Below are 20,618 nucleotides of genomic sequence, written 5' to 3'. Positions count from 1 at the left end.
CATACCAGACCGGCAGCCCTGCACCAAACCTGCAGTCCTGGAGGGAATATGCTCATAATCAGACCCTTAGCTGGAAACGATCTTGAGGACCTCTACAACATGGCCGCCTCAGCCGGCAACGGCCTCACAACCCTCCCTCCAGACCGCACCCTCCTCAAAACCAAGATCGACAAAGCCCAGGCCACCTTCAAAGGCCAATGCCCTCCGGGCGCTGGCCTCTACCTCTTCGCCCTCGAAGACACAGAGCAAAAACGCTGCGCAGGCATCAGCGGCATCCAGGCCCGGGTCGGCCTCGACGAAGTCTTCTACAACTACCGCCTGAGCATCACCGTCAGCGACAGCCGCGAACTCAACGTCCACGTACGGACCCCCACGCTCTACCTGACCAATGACATGACCGACGCCACCGAAATCGGCTCCCTGCTGCTGGCGGACAGCCACCGGGGTGGTGGTAACGGCCTGCTGCTCTCCCGCAGCCGGTTCCTCTTCCTGGACGAATTCCGCGAGAATTTCTCCGACAAAATCTTTGCCGAAATGCGCGGCGTCTCCGACGAGCATGGCCAAAGCCCCCTGTGGGACGCCCTGGGCCGGCGCTTCTTCGACATGGAGTTTGTCGAGGCTGACAGACTCTCCGCACGGGGCAACAAATCCTTCATCGCCGAACTCATGCCCCGCTTCCCCATTTACCTGTCTTTATTGCCCGAGAGTGCCACCGAAGTCATCGGCAAGGTCCACAAAAACACCGAGCCGGCCCTCAACATGCTCCAGGCAGAAGGCTTCAACTTCAACGGACTGGTAGACATCTTCGACGGTGGCCCGGTGGTGGAAGCGTTTCTCCACAACATCCGCACCATCCGCCAGAGCATCCTGAGACCGGTCAGGCGGGTAGACCGGCCATTATTCAACAACCTTCCCGCCCGGGAGCGGGTGATGGTCAGCAATCGCTCGTTTGAGAACTTCCGGGCTGGCACCTTACCGAGAAACGCTGTCCGTGATGACGAAGTACAGATGCCAGGGCCTATCATGGAAGCCTTGGCAGTGAATGAAGGCGACCAGGTACGCATCGCGCCCTTGAAAGAGGCGCTGTTCTGACCAATACCTTTAGTAGGTCTTTGGGGAAACAGGTCATTCCATCTACTGTGGGCACGGAGGTGTTCCATGAGTCTGACGCTAACCGGCGAACTGTTCATAAACGGGCTATGGACGTCCGGCCATGGTGAGGAGCTGGAGTCGCTCCATCCGGTGACCGGGGAAACCCTCTGGCAGGGCATCGGTGCGGGCCTGGATGATGTCAATGCCGCCGTGAAAGAGGCCCGTGGGGCCTTTCCCGCCTGGGCTCGACAGCCAGTAAAGGAGCGTGAGGCGATCATTCGCCGTTTCGGCGAACTGCTGGAAGAACACCGCGAAGAACTGGCCTATCAGATCGGCCGAGAAACCGGCAAGCCGCTGTGGGAATCCCGCACGGAAGTGTCTGCCATGATTGGCAAGATCGATATCTCCGTCCGGGCGCGGGAAGAACGGGCCGGTGAGCGAACCTCCGACGTGCCTGGAGGAAAGGCGGTACTGCGCCACAAGCCTCACGGTGTCGTGGCTGTCTTCGGCCCGTACAACTTCCCCGGGCACCTGCCCAATGGCCATATCGTCCCCGCATTGCTGGCGGGCAACACGGTTGTGTTCAAACCCAGTGAGCTGACTCCCAGTGTGGCAGAAATGACGGTGCGGCTATGGCACCTGGCGGGCCTGCCGGATGGTGTGCTGAACCTGGTGCAGGGGGAAGCCGATACAGGACGCGCCCTGGCCGGACACGAACAGATCGACGGGCTGTTCTTCACAGGCAGCTCGACGGTGGGGAAACTTCTCCACGAACAGTTTGCCAGCCAGCCCCAAAAGATCCTGGCGCTGGAAATGGGTGGCAATAACCCGCTGATCGTTGAGGATGTAAAAGACACCCGAGCTGCGGTTCACCACACGTTGCAGTCGGCGTTCCTGTCCGCCGGGCAGCGCTGCACCTGTGCCCGCCGGTTGCTGGTGCCCGAGGGCAAGGCGGGGGATGCGTTTGTGGAGAAGCTGGTCGAGGCGGCAAAGGGTATTTCGGTCGGTCAGTACGACGCGGACCCGCAGCCCTTCATGGGTGCTGTTATCTCGCCGGACGCAGCCGGCCGGCTGATGGAGGCCTGGCACAAGCTGACGGCAGCGGGCGGCAAGTCGCTGCTGAAGATGTCACATGAGGAAGGCACAGGGTTGCTGACCCCGGGCATTGTGGACCTGACCGGGGTTGAGGCACCTGATGAGGAGTATTTCGGGCCGCTATTGAGCGTTTACCGGTACAAGGATTTCGATGAGGCCATCGAGTTGGCGAACAGCACTCGTTTTGGTTTGGCGGCCGGTATCCTGACGGATAAGCGAGCGTTGTATGACCGGCTGGTGGAGGAGGTCCGCGCCGGTGTCGTGAACTGGAACCGGCCACTGACCGGTGCCAGCAGCGCGGCGCCCTTTGGTGGGGTAGGGGATTCCGGTAACCATCGGCCCAGTGCCTATTATGCTGCGGATTATTGTGCGTGGCCTATGGCCTCCCTTGAGTCTGAGCGGGTTTCGTTGCCGGAAGAGTTGGCTCCCGGGTTGAAGCTGTAGTTGTGGCTGCCTGCGTTGACCTCCCAATTCCTGGTCTGCCGGCTTGCGTGGAGGCCCCCGCAGGCCGATGAGGCATTTCGGGACACGCCGTGAACCCATCCATGGGGGCTCTTCAAAAACCTTCAACGCTAACTGCTCCTGCGTCGCGTTGAAGGTCCAGCGCTGGCCATCCGTGGCCAGCCCGTGAAACGCTTACGCGTTCCACCCCTGTTTTTGAAGGTCCCGGAAAATCTTCTCAATCCGTGGACACTCGAACTTTTCGGTTGCCTGAAGGTTAAAAGAGCCCAAAGTAAAGGCGATACACAATGGATACGTACAACCCTGAGAACGCCAGCTCCCAATCAACCACCCGGGAATTGAACCTGGATGGCCTCGTCGGCCAGACCCATAACTACGCGGGTCTCGCCCGGGGCAACCTGGCGTCGGGAGCCAACGCCAACCAGGTATCCAATCCGAAAGAGGCTGCGCTGCAGGGACTGGCCAAGATGAAAGCCCTGGCCGACCGGGGGCTGCTGCAAGGCGTGTTGCCACCACAGGAACGTCCTCACATGCCAACGCTTAGGCGGCTCGGATTCCATGGCACCGAGGAGGCCATTCTTTCCCGTGTGGCAAAAGAGTCCCCCGAGTTGCTCTCAGCGGTCAGCTCAGCCTCCTCCATGTGGGTTGCCAACGCCGCTACCGTCTCGCCGGCGGCGGACACCGCCGACCATCGGGTGCACTTTACCCCCGCTAACCTGTCTTCCAGCTTCCACCGCTCCCTGGAGGCGGCGGAAACCGGGCGCATCCTTAGGTCCATTTTCACTGACGAGGCCTGGTTCGCCCACCACGCCCCGTTGCCGTCGGTGCCTCAGTTTGGTGACGAAGGCGCCGCCAACCATACCCGCCTGTGTGCCGGCCATGGCAGGCCCGGCGTTGAGCTGTTTGTGTATGGCCAGATGGCCTTCGACAGCCGTGCCGCGATACCGCAGACCTACCCGGCAAGGCAGACCCTGGAGGCCTCCCGGGCCGTGGCCCGCCTCCATGAGCTGAAACCGGATCGGACGGTCTTCGCCCAGCAGAACCCGGCGGCCATCGATGCCGGGGTGTTCCACAACGACGTGATCGCCGTGGGTAATGAAAACCTGCTGTTCTACCATGAACAAGCGTTCCTGAATGAGGAACCCATGCTGGCGGAGTTGCGGGAGAAACTCGGGGATACACCGCTGGAGACTATCCGTGTGACGTCCGGCCAGGTGTCGCTCAGGGATGCGGTGTCATCCTATTTGTTCAACAGTCAGTTGTTGTCGATGGAACACGGCATGCTATTGGTGGTGCCGGCGGAGTGCCGTGAGGTGCCTTCGGTTAACCGGTACCTGGATGAGGTGCTGGCGGCTGATAACCCCATCACCGGCATCGAGACCTTCGACCTGCGCCAGTCCATGCGCAATGGCGGCGGTCCGGCCTGCCTGCGTTTGCGGGTGGCGCTGGCAGACGAGGCGGTTTCGGCGATGAACCAGGGTGTGCTGCTCACCGACGATCTCTACAACCGGCTGGTGGCCTGGGTGCAGGGGCATTATCGGGACGCGCTGTCACCGGCGGACCTGGCGGATCCTGAGCTGCTGAGAGAGAGCCGCCACGCCCTGGATGAACTGACCGGGATTCTGGGGTTGGGGTCTATCTACGATTTCCAGCATGAGGTATGAAAATGCCTGAGATTAGGTCTTTGTGATCATCAACGCCACCCGGTGCCCCACCGGCACCTCAGGGTTGGGGAAGATAACCGCCTCCGGCTGATCACCCACCCGGTGTTGCGTGTCCGCATCCTCCCAGATCAGGGTGCCGGGGGCGTATTCCGTAAAGTTGGCCACCTCGTCCGCTATGTGAAAGCGGAATCCCTTCCCGGTATTGATGACCTCGTGGACCACCTGGAATATCTCGGGGCGGTGTGGGCCGGCAGCCTTCGCTGGTGGCCTTTGTTCCAGCAGGTCAATCAGGGCGCTTCGCAGCCGGTTCAGCCGTTTCAGGTCGTTATGGCCGAAGGGTCGTACCTTGCCCAGTTCCAGGGTAAAGCTTTCCGCACCCAGGCACTCCGCACTGAAGCCGGAAAATGTCGTTGCCGGCCTGTGCTGCAACAGCACGGTTCCGATGCCGGCGTCGGTCAGGAAATCAAGCTCCGTTTCCGGCACTTGCCGGCCTTTCACATAGGGATAAAGGGCGAACTTCTCCCGCCTGGAAGGCCTGATGGCGGTGTGCAGGTCGTAGTGCTTCAGGGGCAGGCTGGTTTCCTCCCCAAATTTCCGGCAAATCGCCTCCAGCTGATCGGCCCGGCGAGTCTCATGGCAATCCGGGTAGTCCTGCCAGGCAGCGCAGAACAGGCGGTTCAGGTTGTGCTCGATGAAGCGTTCTCCCGCCACCATGGCCGGCGGGTTGCCGAGGACTAGCAGCAGCGGAATTCGGGGGGGCAGCCGGCCCTGGAGCAGGTCGTTTACCAGCCCATTGAGCAGCTCGATAGGAGCAGTCTCGTTACCATGGATGCCGGCGGACAGGATCAGGCCGGTTTTCGGGATTGTTCCGGCGTCAGGGTGGTAGCGCAGCAGGCCGGTACCCAGACGTTGCAGCTGTCCGCCATTAGGCAGGGTTACAGCCGCTACCGGACAGGCCTGTTCGCTCATCGCCAGGGTGTGGGATAACCAGTCCCCGTGGCGATCGAACAGTGCCTGCGCCGGGCCCACGGCTCAGCCCCCGGCGGGCCGCTGGTGCCGGAGCAGGTGGTTCTCCAGCTTGCGGAAGGCGAACACCAGCAGGAAGGTCAGGGCCATGTAAATCAGTGCCACCCCGATAAACGCCTCGAAGGGCGCGTAGAAGCGGGAGTAAATATTACGGGCCGCCCCGGTCAGGTCCACGATGGTCACCACGCTGGCAATGGCGCTGGCGTGGAGCATGAAGATGACTTCGTTGGAGTATGCCTGCACCGCGCGACGGGCGGCGCTGGGCAGCACGATGCGACGCAGGCGCAGGAACCAGCTCATACCATAGGCCTTGGCCGCTTCAATCTCGCCCTGGGGTGTGGCCGCAATGGCGCCCCGGAAGATTTCCGTGGTGTAGGCCGCGGTGTTCAGGGTGAAGGCCAGCAGGGCCGGGTAGAAAGGCTCCCGGAAGATGGACCACCAGAAGGTTTCCTGGATGCCGGGAATCTGGGCCAGTCCGTAATAGATGATGTACAGCTGGATCAGCAGCGGGGTGCCCCGGAACAGGTAGGTGTACACCCACACCGGTCCGGACACCCACCAGCGGCGGTTCGTTCTCAGGATGGCCAGGGGCACGGCCACCAGCAAGCCGATGATCAGGGACAGGAACACCAGTTGCACCGTTTGTACCAGGCCGTTCCAGTATTCCAGCATGGTCATGGTGGTGAAGACGTCGTTCTGGTCCAGCCAGGCGGTAATGAAGTCCGGCATATCAGCCTTCCCCCTGCACGACGCCGACGTTGGCCCGGCGATTGAGCCACTTGATAAACAACTCGGTTACGGCGGTCAGTGCCAGGTAGACCGCCGCAACCGGGATAAAGAACAGGAAAGGCGACCGCTCGGCCTTGGCCGCTTCCTCTGCCACACGAACCATGTCCGTGAGCCCAATGATGGATACCAGCGCGGTGGTTTTCAGCAGCACCTGCCAGTTGTTGCCGATACCGGGCAGGGCATGGCGCAGCATCTGGGGCACCATGACCCGGCGGAAGGTATGCCAGCGGGTGAAGCCATAGGCGCGGGCCGCTTCAATCTGACCGGCTTCCACCGCCAGGAAGGCGCCGCGGAAGGTTTCGGCCATGTAGGCGCCGAAGATCAGGCCGATGGTCAGTACACCGGAAATAAACGGGTCGAACTGGAAGAACCAGTCGATTTCGTAGTGTTCGTAGAGCAGGTCCGAAATACCGTTCACCAGAACCTGGCCGCCGTAGTAGAACAGCAGCATCATGACCAGGTCCGGCACACCCCGGACGATCGTGGTGTAGGTGGTGGCTATCCCCCGGGCAACCCGGCTGGCAGACAGTTTGGCTGCAGCGCCGGTGAGACCCAGGAACAAGGCCAGCAAAAGGGACAGGAAGGCCAGTTCGATAGTGACGACCGCGCCTTCGGCAAGCTGCGGACCATAGCCTTTAAGATCGATCATGGGGGCATCCGGGCAGAGGTGACCGGGCAGAACCGGCCACCTCGTGGTTTACATCTTGATATCGTAGCTGAAGTACTTGTCCATGATGGCGTCGTAGGTGCCATCATTCTTCAGGGTCTCGAGGGCTGCGTTGATTTCCTCGGCCAGGTCCTTGTCACGCTTGCGCATGGCGACGCCGACACCTTCACCCAGCTTGACCGGCTCGCCCACTTCCTTGAACCCGTCCTTGCTCAGTACGGTCTGCTCGCCCACCGGGTAGTCCACGAAGACCACGTCCAGGCGCTGGCCTTCCAGGTCGAGGACCATGTCGTCGGCCGTGGTGTAACGCTTGATGCTGACAATGCCGCCAAGCTCATCGGTCACGTAGGTGTCCATGGTGGTGCCGCGCTGAACGCCTACGGTCTTGCCTTCCATCGCGTCCATGTCAGTGACGTCGGTATCGAAGTCCTCCGGACCGAACCAGCCGCCCGGGGTAATGTAGTAGGGCTCGGAGAACAGTACCCGCTCGGCCCGCTCCTCGGTAATGGACATGGAAGACATGATGGCGTCGAACTTGCGTGCCAGCAGGCCCGGAATCATGCCGTCCCATGCCTGGATCACGAACTCGCAGTTGGCGTTCATCTCCTCGCACATGGCCTCGGCCAGCTCCACCTCGAAGCCGGTCAGGTTGCCGTCGTCATCCCGGTACTCAAAGGGCTCGTAGGGCACGTCAAAGGCGATACGAATATCCCTGCCGTCCTGGGCCAGTGCCGAACCGGCCATCATGGCCAGGGCGCAGCCCGCTGCAACAATCATTTTCTTCATGGGGTTTCTCCAGTGTTGCGATTTCAGGGTTGTCGGGACTCTTTTTTCCAGTCCTGTTTTTTCGTTTTACCAGCGTTTGAGCTGGCTCAGAACCGGGGCGCGAGGAACTGCTGCATGCGCTCCGATTCCGGGTGATCGAAGACTTTTTCAGGGCTTCCCTGTTCTTCGATCACTCCCTGATGCAAGAACAGGACCTGGCTGGACACATCCCGGGCGAAGGCCATCTCGTGGGTCACCACGATCATGGTGCGCCCTTCCTCGGCCAGTCCCTGCATCACTTTCAGAACCTCGCCCACCAGTTCAGGATCAAGGGCAGAGGTGGGTTCGTCAAACAGCATCACCTCCGGCTCCATGGCCAGGGCACGGGCGATGGCCGCCCGCTGCTGCTGCCCGCCAGACATCTGGGCCGGGTAGTAGTCCTTGCGCTCATAGATGCCTACCTTGTGAAGATAGGCCTCCGCGCGCTCGATTGCCTCCTTTCGCGGCACTTTCAGTACATGTACCGGCGCTTCGATTACATTCTCCAGTACCGTCATGTGGGACCAGAGGTTGAAGCCCTGGAAGACCATGGAAAGCCGCGCGCGGATTTGCTCCACCTGGCGGTTGTCGGCGGGAATACGCTCGCCCTTGCGATCCGTTTTGAAGCGGATCGGGTCGCCATGCACGATAATGTCGCCAGAGGTGGGTGTTTCCAACAGGTTAATGCAGCGCAGGAAGGTACTCTTGCCGGAGCCGGAACTGCCGATCAGCGACACCACATCGCCCTTGCGGGTTTCCAGGGAAATGCCCTTGAGCACCTCGTTCTGGTCGAAAGTCTTGTGGATGTCCCTGCAGATCAGGGGGGCGACGTCCGCCATGGCCATACTCCGGTAATGACTTCTTCATGATGCGTGAAAAATACACGAAAGATCCGCCACCATGAACAGAAAATGCACACATTTTACAGAAAGGCGCTCTTTGTACGGATTGCGACACAGAAAATCAACTGGCACGTCTGGGAGGATAGCTGATTTGATCAACAAAAGTCTGGTGGTGCTCCGGCGCAGCCTTCCCTATGATGAGCTGAAACAACAGCCATAATCGCGACAGGTTGAATCATGTCAGTGGCAAACTCCCATGAAACGGACACGCCCCGGCCCATTGACGGGCGTACGGATTTCCCCCCGGTGTACCGGGCAAGCCTCGCTGATCGCTTCCGGCGCTTTCTCAGCCCGGACTCTGTGATCACCGATGATGAGACCATCCGTCCCTACGAGTGCGACGGCCTCTCCATGTACTGTGAAATGCCGCAGATGGTGCTGCTGCCGGAAACCGTGGAACAGGTGCAGCAGATCATGCGCATTTGCCACGCTGAAGAGGTCCCGGTGGTGGCCCGGGGCGCCGGCACAGGGCTGAGTGCCGGGGCCATGCCCCATGCCGGCGGTATCGTGCTGTCGCTGGCGAAGTTCAATCGAATCCTGTCCATTGATCCCCAGGCCCGCAGTGCCCGCCTGCAGCCGGGTGTGCGTAACCTGGCCATCAGCGAGGCGGCCGCGAAGTATGGCTTGTATTACGGCCCGGATCCGTCTTCGCAGATCGCCTGTACCATCGGCGGCAATGTGGCAGAGAACTCCGGTGGGGTGCATTGCCTTAAATACGGCCTGACGGTCCACAATCTGCTCAGTGTGGAAGTGGTCACCGCCGAGGGTGAGCGGGTAACGATCGGCAGCGATGGCTATGACAGCTGTGGCATGGACCTGCTGGCGCTGATGACCGGTTCGGAAGGACTGCTGGGGATTGTCACCGAGGTGCAGGTCAAGCTGTTACCGAAGCCGGAAGTGGCCCAGGTGGTCATGGCCGGGTTTGATACGGTCCAGGCAGCCGGCGCGGCCGTGGCCGGGATCATCGGCCATGGCATTATTCCCGGCGGCCTGGAAATGATGGACGGCTTTGCCATCCAGGCGGCCGAAGACTTCGCCCATGCCGGTTACCCCACCGATGCGGCAGCACTGTTGCTGTGCGAGGTGGACGGCACCGAGGAAGAAGTGCACGACCATATCCACCAGGCCGAATCCCTGTTCCGGGCACTGGGGGCCACGTCGGTTCGTACCTCCGGCTCGGAGGAGGAAAGGGCATTGCTGTGGAAAGGCCGCAAGTCCGCCTTCCCGGCGGTAGGGCGAATCTCCCCCGACTATTACTGCATGGACGGCACCATTCCCCGAAGCCAGCTGGCCCACGTTCTGACTGAAATGCAGCGCCTGTCAGACCATTACGGGCTGCGCGTTGCCAACGTATTCCACGCCGGTGACGGCAACCTGCACCCGCTGATCCTGTTCGACGCCAATGTGGAAGGGGAGTTTGAGCGTACCGAAGCCTTCGGCGGTGACATCCTGAACCTCTGCGTTGCCGTTGGTGGCAGCATCACTGGAGAGCATGGTGTGGGGATGGAGAAAATTCGGCAGATGCCCAATCAGTTCGGCAACCTCGAAGTCTCCCAGTTCCATGCCATCAAGCAGGCCTTCGATACCCTGGGTATCCTGAACCCGGGCAAGGGTGTGCCTACCCTTCGCCAATGCCAGGAGTACCGTGCCATTGGCCCCCTGCGCCAGCCCGACGCCTCACAGGCAGGGGAGGCAAGTCATGGGTGATATCAGCCAGCAGCTGACAGAACAGGTTAAACAGGCGGCTGAAACGGGGACCGCACTGGCCATTACCGGCGGAGCTAGCAAATCTTTCCTTGGGCGTGGCCTGTGGGGGCAGCCCCTGAGCCTGGCAGAGCATACCGGCATTGTCAGTTATGAACCGGTGGAGTTGGTGATGACGGCAAGGGCAGGAACCCGCCTGGCGGATATCGATGCGGTGCTGGCGGAGAACAACCAGCGCCTGGCGTTCGAGCCACCGCGGTTTGGCGACACGGACACCATCGGCGGTACCCTGGCCGCGAACCTGTCCGGCCCGGGCCGTCCCTGGCAGGGCTCGGTGCGGGACCTCGTGCTTGGCCTGCGGCTGATCAATGGTCGGGGCGAACACCTGAAGTTTGGTGGCCAGGTGATGAAGAATGTGGCGGGCTATGACGCCTCCCGTTTGCAGGCCGGCGCCCTGGGTACGCTGGGTGTGATCACAGAGGTCTCCCTGAAGGTGCTGCCGCTGCCCGCCATGGAGCAGACCCTGGTACAACCCATGGCGCAACAGCAGGCCATCGCCACTATGAACCAGCTGGCTGGCCAGCCCAAGCCCCTGTCGGCGGCTTGCTGGTACGACGGCCACCTGTACCTGCGTCTGTCCGGTGCGGCCGCTGCCGTAGAGGCAACGGCAAAGCGCTGGATGGCGGATAGTGGTGGCGAAATGAAGGTGCGTGAGGACGGCGAGGCCTTCTGGCGTGATCTTCGTGATCAGCGGCTACCCTTCTTCAGTGGCAGCGAGCCCCTGTGGCGTTTCTCCGTCAATCCGACCGCTGCCATGGAGGAGCTGGGTAACCAGGCGCTGATTGACTGGGGCGGTGCCCAGCGCTGGAGCCGGCAGGATGACTCCCTGTCCGTCATGGCGGAACGGGCCGCCCGGGCCGGAGGGCAGGTGAGCCTGTTCTGCCACGGTGATCGCAGCGGGGAGGTGATGCATCCGCAACCGTCGCCGCTGCGAGCGATCCAGCAGCGCCTGAAAGCTGCCTTTGATCCCAACGGTATTTTCAATCCCGGACATCTCTATAGCTGGCTGTAACTATGCAAACCAACCTTGTTCAGGAATTCGCGGCACAACCGGAAGGCCAGGAGGCTGAAGCCATATTACGCAGCTGCGTGCATTGCGGTTTTTGCACGGCGACCTGCCCCACCTACCAGGAGCTGGGTGACGAGCGGGACGGCCCCCGGGGGCGCATCTACCTGATGAAAATGTTCCTGGAGGGACACGAAACCACGGAAAAGACCCGGGAGCACCTGGACCGCTGCCTGAGCTGCCGGGCCTGCGAAACCACCTGCCCTTCCGGCGTACAGTATGGCCGCCTGCTGGATATCAGCCGGGGACTGATGGAAGAGCGGATGGAGCGACCGGCCCGGGAACGGTGGCTGCGACAGGCGCTGGTGCGGGTGCTGCCCAACCGGCGCCTGTTCGGAAGCCTGCTGCGGGTCGGTCAGGTTGCCCGCCCCATGGTACCGGAACCCCTGCGCAGCAAGATTCCCCCAAGACGCGAGGCCAGCCCCTGGCCGGCCGGGAGCCATCAGCGCAAAGTTCTTGCACTGGCCGGGTGTGTGCAGCCCTCGGCGACACCGAACACCAACGCCGCTGCCGCCCGGGTGCTCGACCGCCTGGGGATCACCCTGCTGGAGGCGCCGGCGGCAGGCTGCTGTGGTGCCGTCAGTTATCATCTGGGTGAGCACGACGATGGCCTCGATTATATGCGCCGCAACATAGACGCCTGGTGGCCAGCCATTGAAAACGGGGCCGAGGCCATCGTCATGACGGCTTCAGGCTGCGGCGCCATGGTCCAGGACTATGGTCATCTGCTGAAGGACGACCCGGCATACGCCGACAAGGCTCACCGCGTGAGCGAACTGACGGTGGACCTGGGGGCGTTTCTGCTGCAGCAGGACCTGGACCGCCTGGGTCTGTCGAACCGGCAAGGCAAGGTGGCCTTCCATTGCCCCTGCACCCTGCAGCATGCCATGAAGCAGAACGGCGTGGTGGAGCAGGTGCTGGAAAAGGCCGGCATCCAGCTGGCGGAAACCACCGATAAACACCTTTGCTGCGGCTCCGCGGGTACCTACTCGGTGCTGCAGCCGGAGCTGAGCCAGCGGCTACTGGCCAACAAACTCGCTGCGCTGACAATAGGCCAGCCCGATGAGATTGTCACCGCCAATGTGGGGTGCCAGCTGCACTTGGAAACCCGTTCGTCCGTTCCGGTGCGACACTGGATCGAGTTGCTGGACCAATGACGGGCGGTGTCAGACCATGACATTGCCTCAATAATGCCGACGTACCGTCACACCTGTGCTACCTTGAGGAGGCACGGTCAGAAAACACTTGGAAAGTCATCATCCATCAAGGAGATAGGCAATGGCAGCACAATCCCAGGACGTCAAGGAATCCAACGCTGAATACGAGCAGGTCAAAGCTGACCTGAAGGCATTGCGGGAAGACCTGGCCAAACTGAGCAAGAGCGTGGCCGACGGGCAGAAGAGCAACCTGAACAACTTCCGTGACGAAGTTCGCCGGGAAAGCCAGGAAGCGCTGGACTACGCCCGCGGCGCCGGCGAGAAGGCGCTCCATGAAGCTGAAGAGCGTATCTCCGAGCGGCCGTTCCTGACGGTCATTATCCTCTTCCTGGCCGGACTGGTGGTTGGCAAGCTGCTCGACCGGTAACCATGTACTCCAAACAGGAAATCGAAGGGCTGGCCCGCAAGGCCATTGCCGCGCTCATCGGAGCACTGCTGGCATTTGCCTTGCTGTCGGCCCTCCTCATCGCTGGCCTGGTCCTGTTGTTATGGGCGGCAACCGCCGGCCTTACCCCACTGGTTGGACAGGCGGGCGCCCTCGCAATTTCGGGTGGTGCCTGTTTCCTGCTGCTGGGTCTTTTCTTCTGGCGACTGATCAGTGCCCGGGCGACATCGGGTGGTGGCGACAGCGAACAGGAAGAAATGACGATGCGTGAGCGCCTGGAACAGACCATTCGCGACAATCCGCTGGAAGCGGCCCTGGGAGCATTTGCCCTGGGTATCTTCGGGCAGGCGGACGCCCGTTTCCGGGCGATGGTCCTGCAAAGCGGCATGGCCTTTATGCGCCAGGCCAAGGCTGAATCATCCGGGGCCGGCGACTCTCCAGATGCCGGGGGTGGAGCTGATCCTGGTGAAGGCACACCTTTGGGCGGCGAGCCCTGAGTTCTTCAGGCTCGCCGGCATTCCTGCTCTCTCCGTTAATCCCTGCCCGTATCAGAGCAGTCCCGCGTAGGCGCAATACACAAAGGCTGCGGAGCCGCCGAGGATAACAATCCAGGCGGGTATGACCATGTCGCTGCGTCGAACCGTTTTCATTGTTGCTCCTTTTGTTGTTCTTGATGCATGTCAACTTGTATACGGTTTCAAGGCAGCATAGATCAATTGTTCGCCGTTCGCGAAATATTACGGCGAAAAATTATTGTTTCGATTGGCTAAATTGTGATCAGATGCGCTAACTCGCGCGGGATGCTAATTCGAATTCTCCACATCAAGCGTTTGAATGGCAGGGTAGAAATCTGACCGGTGCGGGTTACCCTCGTCGGGGAAGAGGAGCTTGTCCGCGAAATCCAGGCTGTAAGACATAACCTCTGGGCTGTCCCCATCCTGTGGGTTCCGGTCGCCGTTCACGATCAGCTTCAGCGTCGCCATGGGTTTGCCCGTGGTGGCGTTGACCCGGATTGCCATGCGAGCGGACTGTTCGAAAGGGAAGGCTTCGACGCCTGTCTCGTGGACGAGCAGGATCGGCGGGAAGTCCGGGGCAACCTGCGCCACCGGGCTGGCCTCCAGCGCCAGTTCACTCATATAGGCCGGGTAGCCCATCAGCGCATCGGCAGCCCCCCGGGTCTGTTCGGGCAGGTTGGTAATGTCTGACACCCCACTCCAGGAAACCACGCCTTGTACTGCTGACGACGCTTCACCATAGCCCATTGCGGTATCCTCCGCTGTCGGGTCGTCGTTGGTGGCCCCCAGCATCTGGGCAATGTGCCCGCCACTGCCACGGCCCCAGACCACAAGCCGGTCGGTTTGCAGCTGGTATTGCTCCCCGCTGGCGCGCAGATAGCGAATGGCCGCCTTGGCGTCGTGCAAAGGCGCCGGCCAGAGTGCCTCGTCCGCCAGGCGGTAGCCCGCGGTGACCAGGGCATAGCCCTGGTAGATGGACCTGAATATTGCGGCGTCTGCAGCCGCCATACGGCTACCGGACTGCCAGTCTCCGCCGTGGAAGTACACAATGGTGGGGTAGGGCGGTTCGCCCTCGAAGGGATAGACAATATCCAGTCGTTGGCGGGGGCTGGAGCCATTGACGGTGTACGGAATGTCCTGCTCGACTTTCCAGAATTGCCCCGGGTCGACCCGGCCGGATGAAAGGTCCGCGCTCACCGGGGCTTCCGGTTTCTGGCGGCGCTCTTCCATGCGCCTTAGCGCCTGGCGGAAGTCGGCCAGCAGTTCCGGTGCGGCCTCGCCGGAGAGCTCCAGTTTAACCGGAGGGATCGGTTGGGCTTCGGCAAGGCCCCCCGAAAACGCGATCATCAAAGCTGCTGGGAGAGTGATCCTTAGTGGCAAACCGGACTCCTGGATATTGGGCGGAACAGATAGGCGACCTCTGCAAGCATCAGCCAGACCCCGAATGACATGGTTTACTGACCCTCCTGCTGCTCCCGGGCCTGCCGGTTAAGGCTTTCCAGTTCCCGGTTCAGTTGCCTGGTCCAGTTGGCCAGTTCCTCCTTGAGCTGATCGAAGGATTGGCCGGACAGCTCTAAAAGTTGCTGCTGGACTCGCGCCAGTTCCTGGCTGACCTCGGCTGCGGCGTCTGAGCCCTCCCGCTCCAGGGTTTCTTTCTGGTCCTCGATGGTTTCCCGGGCCTGGTCCAATGTTCGTTGATCGTCCGCACTGGCGTCCGGGTTCTGGCTGCGGGCTTCATCCAGTGACCGGGAAAAGGCGTCGATTTCCCGTTGCAGCTCCTGGCTGTACTGGTCTACCAGGGTCGAAATATCACGCTCGACTTGCCCGGCGAGGGTGGCGAATTCTGTGGCCAGGCGGTCCATTTCCTGCGCCGCTTGCTCTGACTCGTCGGCAAAGCGTGACCGCAGGGATTCGCCCAGATCGCGGAAACTGCCCATCAGGCTTTCAAGCCGGCGGTCGCCATTAATTTCGTCAGCAGTGTGGTGATAGTCGACCTGCCACCGGTCGTTGATGCGGATCAGCCGCGTGGTGGTCTCCAGTGCCTCGCCGCTGGTGGCCTGGAGTCCGGTAAAGGTCGTGCCAATGCTGGCATGTTCACCCTCAACGACCACCCGGCCCCAGCTGGCCTCGGCGCCGGTCCAGTCCAGCCCGAACCCGTCGAAGCCGGATTCGTTCACCAGTGTGGACAGTTCGGCTGCTGTGTCGGCGTCATTTTCAATGACAGCCTCCCAGAAAGCCTGGGTGACTTCCTGTGGGGTTTCCGGGTTACTGCAACCGGCCAGGACCAGCAGGCACAGCAGGGTGAGGGTTTTGGGCAGGCGAGTCATCATCATGGGCGTTTCCACGCTGTCGGTTCGTTTAACAGAGACGGATCATACCGCTGTGGCGGCCTGACTGGAACGCCATCGGCAGGACAGGGGCCGTGTTGGCCTGACATAATGCCTCCTGACCAATGACCAGCGAACGAGATCCATGTCTGACTTACCTGACCCCAAGACAGCCCGGGAGCTCAAAGGCGGTACCGGGCTACGACGTATCCTCAATGCCGCCGGTTATTCCATGCAGGGGTTCCGGGCCGCTTTCCGCACCGAGCCGGCGTTTCGCCAGCTGGTATTGCTGAACGCGGTGTTGTTGCCCATTGCGCTCTGGGTGGATGTCTCCCCGGTGGAGCGGGCCCTGTTGCTGCTTACGCCCTTGCTGTCATTGACCATAGAGTTGATCAACTCATCCATTGAGCACGTGGTGGACCGCATTTCCCTGGAACTGCATCCACTCTCGAAGTCCGCCAAGGATATGGGCAGTGCCGCGCAGTTTATGGGGCTGGTTTTAATCTTCGTCTGTTGGGCCACCATCCTGATCGGGTAAGGGGCGAGCCTGCAGACGTAGAGATTGCGATTGCGCATTCCGTCAAAATACGGTTAGCTGTCTACCTTTTGGGAGGAAGGCTTTGTCGCAGTTTCGTCTGGCCGTATTACTGGGAATGACCGTAGCGCTGGGACCCCTTGCGCTGGATGCCTACCTGCCTGCTTTTCCGGAGATTGCTGCAGATCTGGGGGTGAGCCTGGGCGACGTGGGGTTGACCCTGAGTGCCTATGTGGGTGCCCTGGGCCTGGCGCAGCTGGTGGGTGGCCCGCTGTCCGACCGTTACGGGCGGCAGCTGATCCTGCTGGGCGGCTTGCTGGTGTTCGGTTGCGCCGCTTTCATGGTGTCCCGGGCTGCCTCCCTGGATGAAATGCTTCTCTGGCGGGTTGTCCAGGGCATTGGCGGCGCTTTCTGTGCGGTCTCGGTTCCGGCGATCGTGCGGGACACCACCAACGGACAGGATGCCGCCCGCCTGTTTGGGCTGATCGGCCTGATCATGTTCGTGGCGCCAGCGGCAGCACCTTCTATCGGCGCCCTGTTGCTGGCTGTGGGAGAGTGGCCGGCCGTCTTTTTGATGCTTACGGCGTACGCCGTTTTCCTCGGGTTTGTCCTCAAACTGGTGATGTTCCGGCGCTTGCCGGCCCATAAACCAGTATCAACCCCTGTGAGCACCCTGGTCACGAACTACGCCCTGGTTCTGCGACACCGCACCACCATGCGGTTCATCGGGATCCAGGTGTTGTGCTTCAGTGCCATGCTGGTGTTTATCACCCATGCCTCGTTTATCTACCAGGAGTGGTTCGGCCTCTCGAAGTCGGGGTTCTCGGGGCTGTTTGCGGCTAATGTCGGGATGATGGCGGTGCTGAACCTGCTCAACCGGCGACTGCTGCTTACTTATCGGTCTACCGTGTTGTTGCGCATTGGCGTAGTGGTTCAGTTTGTGGCCATGATGGCGCTGGTGGCCAGCGCCTGGCTTGAGGCGCCCTACTGGGTGGTCGCAGGCTGCATCATCGCCGGGGTAGGGTGCATGGGGGCCATTATTCCCAACAACATGGCCAACGCGCTGGAGTACTTCCCGCACCTGGGTGGCACGGCTTCCGCCCTGCTGGGGGCCAGCCAGTTCACCTTTGCCGGGATCTTCAGTGCGCTGTCCGCCACCTACGCTGGTGATGCGCTTTTGCCGATTGTGCTTACCATGGCCACCTGTTCCCTCGGTGCCGTGATCCTCGCTGTTGGGGCACCTCGTGCCGTTGCCCGGGAGGCCGAGGCCGGGTAACCTCCGGAGCTTCGATAACATGGAGGTTTCCGATGCCAGGATGGCTGCCCCTTCTCGTGATGCCGGCTTTGCTTGCCCTTCCCAACGCCTTGGCCGCCGAGGTCTACAAATGGACCGACGAGGAAGGCGTGGTGCACTACAGCGACGCTGCCCCTGCTGAACAGGTCCACCAGGCGTTCCGTTTCGAAGGTTACAGCGAAATCGAGATGCGCGGGAATATCAGCGCTGCCGAGTCCGTGGCCCGGGGGCGGCGTGAGTTGCAAGCCCGGACACACTCAGGGAACGACAATGATAAGAAAAAACGTAGAAAAGAGATTGAGGCCCGTGAACACGAGGCCCACTGCCAGGCCCTGGTCGAGCGTATTGAGAGAATCGACAGCCGGCTGCGGGCTGGCGGGTACTCGGTGAATCAGGGCAATCGCCTTCGCGCGGAACGCCGGGAATTGTCCGGAAAGCGGGCCTGGGACTGTTTGCGGAATTAGACCAAACGGGGCGGGGTCCGGCCGTCACGGGCATTGCGTACGCTTCAAGGTTGGCAGACAGTGGTACAATCCCCGGCGTAAATCAACGGCCACCAGAGGAGAACCCGATATGGCCAGGAAAAAGGCGAAAGCCACTCAGCACAGTGCTGTGCAACGTGAACTGAGAACCCCGAAGTACCAGATGCGGGTTGTTGAGGACAAGAGCAAATACAAGCGCACCCGGGACAAGGCGGTAAGGATGGGCAGCATGGAGGACTTTCGCAAGGCCGCATGAACGTGGTTTTACGAAAGTCTTCCTGCTGACTCCCTGATTATGCGACCTGCTTACCTTATGGCTGACGTGAAGTGACAGATCAGCCAGCCCCCAGTCGTCCCCCGTCCCTGGTCGGTGGCGCCAGTATTATTGCCAGCGTGTGCGTGGGTGCCGGCATGCTGGGCCTGCCCAGTTCCGGGGCCGGGGCGTGGACACTGTGGTCCGCCCTGGCGCTGGTGCTGACCATGTCGGTCATGACCCTGTCTGGCTGGATGCTGCTGGAGGCCTTCAAGCGCTTTGAGCTGAGAGCTTCGTTCAACACGGTCACCAGCTCCCTGCTCGGGGCGCGGGTCAATGTGTTCAGCAATGTGATGGTCTACTTCGTCGGCGGCATCCTGCTCTACGCCTACATCACGTCGTCAGGGTTGATCATCCGGGACCTGACCGGTATCAACAACAAGCTTGCCTCTGTCGCCTTCGTCGCCGTTTTCTCCCTGGTTGTCTGGCACTCCACCCGGGCAGTTGACCGGCTGTCGGTCATGCTGGTTACCTTCATGCTGCTGAGCTTTGTGCTCGGTGTATCCGGGCTGGCGGCCCGGATTGATCTCGGTGTTCTGTTCGACACCTCGAATGAAGGCGCTCATTACGCGCCCTATGCACTGGCCATGCTGCCCGTGGCGCTCACATCCTTTGGTTACCATCACTCCGTTGCTTCTCTTCGTGCCTACTATGGCGGGGAACGCAAGGCGCAAAAGGCCATCCTCGGCGGTACTTCGATCGCGCTGCTGTTCTACCTGGCCTGGCTGGTTACCATTTTTGGCAACCTGCCAAGGGCGGACTTCGGGCCAGTGGTTGCCGAGGGTGGTGATGTGAATGTCCTGCTGGCAGCGCTGGGGTTTGCCATCGACTCCGAGCGGGTGGCAAATACCATCAGTGCCTTCTCCGCTGCGGCAATACTGTCGTCCTTTGTAGGCGTCGGCCTGGGCACCTTCGACTTCATGGCGGACCTGTTCGGCTTCACCAACGATCGCAAGGGCCGCACCCGAACCTGGGTCATCACCTTTATCCCACCATTGCTGCTCTCATTGCTGGCACCCTTTGGCTTCGTGCTGGCCATCGGCTACGCCGGCGCAGCCGCTGCAGTCTGGACCTGCATAGTCCCGGCCCTGCTGGCGAGGAAGTCACGAATGCTGGAGGGCGGCCGGTCAGGCTTCATGGCCCCCGGTGGACAGGCTGGGATCCTGCTGGTGCTGGGGTTTGGTGTCCTTACGGTAGCCTTTCACTTCATGGCGCTGGCGGGGGTATTGCCGGTGGCCCAGTTGAGTTAGATATGGGTGGCAGTAGTCCAGTGTTAATGGCACCACAGCCATCTTAGAATCGTTTGTAAACGGTGTCTCTATGGGCAGCCGTGATAACCGTGACCACGAGCTTACCGTCATCCACATGGTAGACCAGTCGGAAGCCTTGGGACCGCAACTTTATTTTGTAAAGGTTTGGGTCGCCTCTGAGGCTGTGCTTCGGAACCCTTGGATTTTCCAGGCGACGTTCCAGGATGGTCAGAAACTCCGACTGCACGGCAGGGTTAAGCTTGTTCCACTCCCTGAGCGCTTTTTTCTTGAATTGCAGCTCGTAACTCATCGATGCTCACCGTTACTGATTCGTCGTCCATGCGTTCGCGAGCCGCGAGGAGTAGCCGGTAATCCTCAAGTTGCTCCTGCATCTGTTCATAGGTCTCGACAGGCACCATGTAGGCCCTGGGCTTGTTATGGCTCAGAATCACAACCGGCTCACCGTTCGCCTGGTTGAGAACCTCGTTCGGGTTAGCCTTGAGCTCGGAAATGGTGGCTGCGAGCCTCGCAAACAGGCTTCTCATTTGTCTTACCTCTCTGGTGCCTTCGTCATTCATTATTGCCCTTTCTCACTGGTAGCCATCAATCGGCACCATTGGGGGCGCTTCATCAGCAAAACGGGCACCAGCTAATAATACCAAGAATAAGGTCTAAAAAAAGATCTAAAAAAAGAGATAAAGAGAGCGTACTCGGATTCGGTGGTCGATCCTGGTAGCAACAAACAATCGGTCCGGACCAGTTCAATGGTCGCAAAACTGTGTCGCTCAGCAACGGTGTGGGCGATTTTGATACGTGATGCCGGTTCAGCCAATGGGCGACAAGGACGAGCCCGCAGTCGGGTCTATAGGCTTCGGTTTGGGATCGCTGGAGACTAGTGTGCCTTAACAAAAGTTCGTCTTATTATTAAGCTTATCGGATAGACGAGCAATTGATTCAATAATTTGATCC

At 60.8% G+C, this 20,618-nt stretch carries 22 protein-coding genes; 13 read left to right on the top strand and 9 right to left on the bottom strand.

Annotation, left to right across the window (positions count from 1 at the left end; genetic code table 11):
• The first annotated feature begins 48 nt into the window (after window positions 1–48).
• The 3 genes from astA (at window position 49) to astB (ending at window position 4,313) form a co-directional block, all read left to right on the top strand.
• Window positions 49–1,092: an arginine N-succinyltransferase gene (gene astA / locus MLC59_RS15010; protein ID WP_248235738.1), complete on the top strand. Its 1,044-nt coding sequence runs from the start codon at window positions 49–51 to the stop codon at window positions 1,090–1,092.
• A 66-nt stretch (window positions 1,093–1,158) separates the two neighbouring features.
• Entirely contained in the window at window positions 1,159–2,631 is a 1,473-nt protein-coding gene (gene astD / locus MLC59_RS15005) for a succinylglutamate-semialdehyde dehydrogenase (RefSeq protein WP_248235737.1), read from the top strand.
• A 305-nt stretch (window positions 2,632–2,936) separates the two neighbouring features.
• On the top strand, window positions 2,937–4,313 hold the full coding sequence (gene astB / locus MLC59_RS15000; RefSeq protein WP_248235736.1) for an N-succinylarginine dihydrolase: 1,377 nt from the start codon (window positions 2,937–2,939) through the stop codon (window positions 4,311–4,313).
• A 12-nt stretch (window positions 4,314–4,325) separates the two neighbouring features.
• Here astB and astE read toward each other — a convergent pair whose 3' ends face one another.
• From astE to MLC59_RS14975, 5 genes are all read right to left on the bottom strand, one after another.
• A complete protein-coding gene (astE, locus tag MLC59_RS14995) occupies window positions 4,326–5,342 on the bottom strand; it encodes a succinylglutamate desuccinylase (protein ID WP_248235735.1) in 1,017 nt (338 codons plus the stop codon).
• A gap of 3 nt (window positions 5,343–5,345) precedes the next feature.
• Window positions 5,346–6,068, bottom strand: a complete 723-nt coding sequence (locus tag MLC59_RS14990; RefSeq protein ID WP_091854558.1) for an ABC transporter permease — start codon at window positions 6,066–6,068, stop codon at window positions 5,346–5,348.
• Window position 6,069: 1 nt separating this feature from the next.
• Window positions 6,070–6,777, bottom strand: coding sequence for an ABC transporter permease (locus tag MLC59_RS14985; protein WP_248235734.1), 708 nt, complete (start codon window positions 6,775–6,777; stop codon window positions 6,070–6,072).
• A 48-nt stretch (window positions 6,778–6,825) separates the two neighbouring features.
• On the bottom strand, window positions 6,826–7,581 hold the full coding sequence (locus MLC59_RS14980; protein WP_248235733.1) for a transporter substrate-binding domain-containing protein: 756 nt from the start codon (window positions 7,579–7,581) through the stop codon (window positions 6,826–6,828).
• Window positions 7,582–7,667: 86 nt separating this feature from the next.
• Window positions 7,668–8,438, bottom strand: a complete 771-nt coding sequence (locus MLC59_RS14975) for an ABC transporter ATP-binding protein (RefSeq protein ID WP_248235732.1) — start codon at window positions 8,436–8,438, stop codon at window positions 7,668–7,670.
• Between the two features lie 240 nt (window positions 8,439–8,678).
• Between MLC59_RS14975 and MLC59_RS14970 the strand changes: the two genes are divergently transcribed.
• The 5 genes from MLC59_RS14970 (at window position 8,679) to MLC59_RS14950 (ending at window position 13,430) form a co-directional block, all read left to right on the top strand.
• Window positions 8,679–10,208, top strand: a complete 1,530-nt coding sequence (locus MLC59_RS14970; protein ID WP_248235731.1) for an FAD-linked oxidase C-terminal domain-containing protein — start codon at window positions 8,679–8,681, stop codon at window positions 10,206–10,208.
• Window positions 10,201–11,277, top strand: a complete 1,077-nt coding sequence (gene glcE / locus MLC59_RS14965) for a glycolate oxidase subunit GlcE (protein ID WP_248235730.1) — start codon at window positions 10,201–10,203, stop codon at window positions 11,275–11,277. The genes MLC59_RS14970 and glcE overlap by 8 nt, the downstream gene beginning before the upstream one ends.
• A gap of 2 nt (window positions 11,278–11,279) precedes the next feature.
• Window positions 11,280–12,488, top strand: coding sequence for a glycolate oxidase subunit GlcF (gene glcF / locus MLC59_RS14960; protein WP_248235729.1), 1,209 nt, complete (start codon window positions 11,280–11,282; stop codon window positions 12,486–12,488).
• A 121-nt stretch (window positions 12,489–12,609) separates the two neighbouring features.
• The gene (locus MLC59_RS14955) at window positions 12,610–12,915 is read left to right on the top strand and encodes an ElaB/YgaM/YqjD family protein (RefSeq protein ID WP_248235728.1); all 306 of its coding nucleotides are present in this window, start codon (window positions 12,610–12,612) and stop codon (window positions 12,913–12,915) included.
• Window positions 12,916–12,917: 2 nt separating this feature from the next.
• The gene (locus MLC59_RS14950; protein WP_248235727.1) at window positions 12,918–13,430 is read left to right on the top strand and encodes a hypothetical protein; all 513 of its coding nucleotides are present in this window, start codon (window positions 12,918–12,920) and stop codon (window positions 13,428–13,430) included.
• A 306-nt stretch (window positions 13,431–13,736) separates the two neighbouring features.
• Here MLC59_RS14950 and MLC59_RS14945 read toward each other — a convergent pair whose 3' ends face one another.
• Both MLC59_RS14945 and MLC59_RS14940 read right to left on the bottom strand, forming a co-directional pair.
• Window positions 13,737–14,795, bottom strand: a complete 1,059-nt coding sequence (locus tag MLC59_RS14945) for an alpha/beta hydrolase (RefSeq protein WP_248235726.1) — start codon at window positions 14,793–14,795, stop codon at window positions 13,737–13,739.
• 107 nt (window positions 14,796–14,902) lie between these two features.
• Complete coding sequence (locus tag MLC59_RS14940) at window positions 14,903–15,781, bottom strand: hypothetical protein (protein ID WP_248235725.1); 879 nt, start codon at window positions 15,779–15,781, stop codon at window positions 14,903–14,905.
• 139 nt (window positions 15,782–15,920) lie between these two features.
• On the opposite strand from MLC59_RS14940, the gene MLC59_RS14935 reads away from it, so the two are divergent.
• The 5 genes from MLC59_RS14935 to MLC59_RS14915 all read left to right on the top strand — a co-directional run bounded on the left by MLC59_RS14935 (window position 15,921) and on the right by MLC59_RS14915 (window position 19,649).
• Entirely contained in the window at window positions 15,921–16,313 is a 393-nt protein-coding gene (locus MLC59_RS14935) for a diacylglycerol kinase (RefSeq protein ID WP_248235724.1), read from the top strand.
• 82 nt (window positions 16,314–16,395) lie between these two features.
• Window positions 16,396–17,586 (top strand): multidrug effflux MFS transporter, encoded by a 1,191-nt coding sequence (locus tag MLC59_RS14930; RefSeq protein ID WP_248235723.1) that lies wholly within the window; start codon window positions 16,396–16,398, stop codon window positions 17,584–17,586.
• A gap of 32 nt (window positions 17,587–17,618) precedes the next feature.
• Entirely contained in the window at window positions 17,619–18,068 is a 450-nt protein-coding gene (locus MLC59_RS14925) for a DUF4124 domain-containing protein (RefSeq protein ID WP_248235722.1), read from the top strand.
• A 109-nt stretch (window positions 18,069–18,177) separates the two neighbouring features.
• Complete coding sequence (locus MLC59_RS14920; RefSeq protein ID WP_248235721.1) at window positions 18,178–18,342, top strand: hypothetical protein; 165 nt, start codon at window positions 18,178–18,180, stop codon at window positions 18,340–18,342.
• 71 nt (window positions 18,343–18,413) lie between these two features.
• Window positions 18,414–19,649, top strand: coding sequence for an aromatic amino acid transporter (locus tag MLC59_RS14915; protein ID WP_248235720.1), 1,236 nt, complete (start codon window positions 18,414–18,416; stop codon window positions 19,647–19,649).
• Window positions 19,650–19,692: 43 nt separating this feature from the next.
• Here MLC59_RS14915 and MLC59_RS14910 read toward each other — a convergent pair whose 3' ends face one another.
• Together MLC59_RS14910 and MLC59_RS14905 are read right to left on the bottom strand one after the other, a co-directional pair.
• Complete coding sequence (locus MLC59_RS14910) at window positions 19,693–19,959, bottom strand: type II toxin-antitoxin system RelE family toxin (protein WP_248235719.1); 267 nt, start codon at window positions 19,957–19,959, stop codon at window positions 19,693–19,695.
• Window positions 19,904–20,194 carry a type II toxin-antitoxin system Phd/YefM family antitoxin gene (locus MLC59_RS14905; RefSeq protein ID WP_248235718.1) on the bottom strand — a complete coding sequence of 97 codons (291 nt, stop codon included), beginning with the start codon at window positions 20,192–20,194 and terminating at the stop codon, window positions 19,904–19,906. The genes MLC59_RS14910 and MLC59_RS14905 overlap by 56 nt, the downstream gene beginning before the upstream one ends.
• Between the last annotated feature and the right edge of the window lie 424 nt (window positions 20,195–20,618).

It is taken from the genome of Marinobacter bryozoorum, from assembly GCF_023156245.1.
Taxonomy (GTDB): Bacteria; Pseudomonadota; Gammaproteobacteria; order Pseudomonadales; family Oleiphilaceae; genus Marinobacter; species Marinobacter bryozoorum.
The sequence above is the reverse complement of the archived record's forward strand: the minus strand, read 5'-3'. Positions and strand labels throughout refer to the sequence as shown.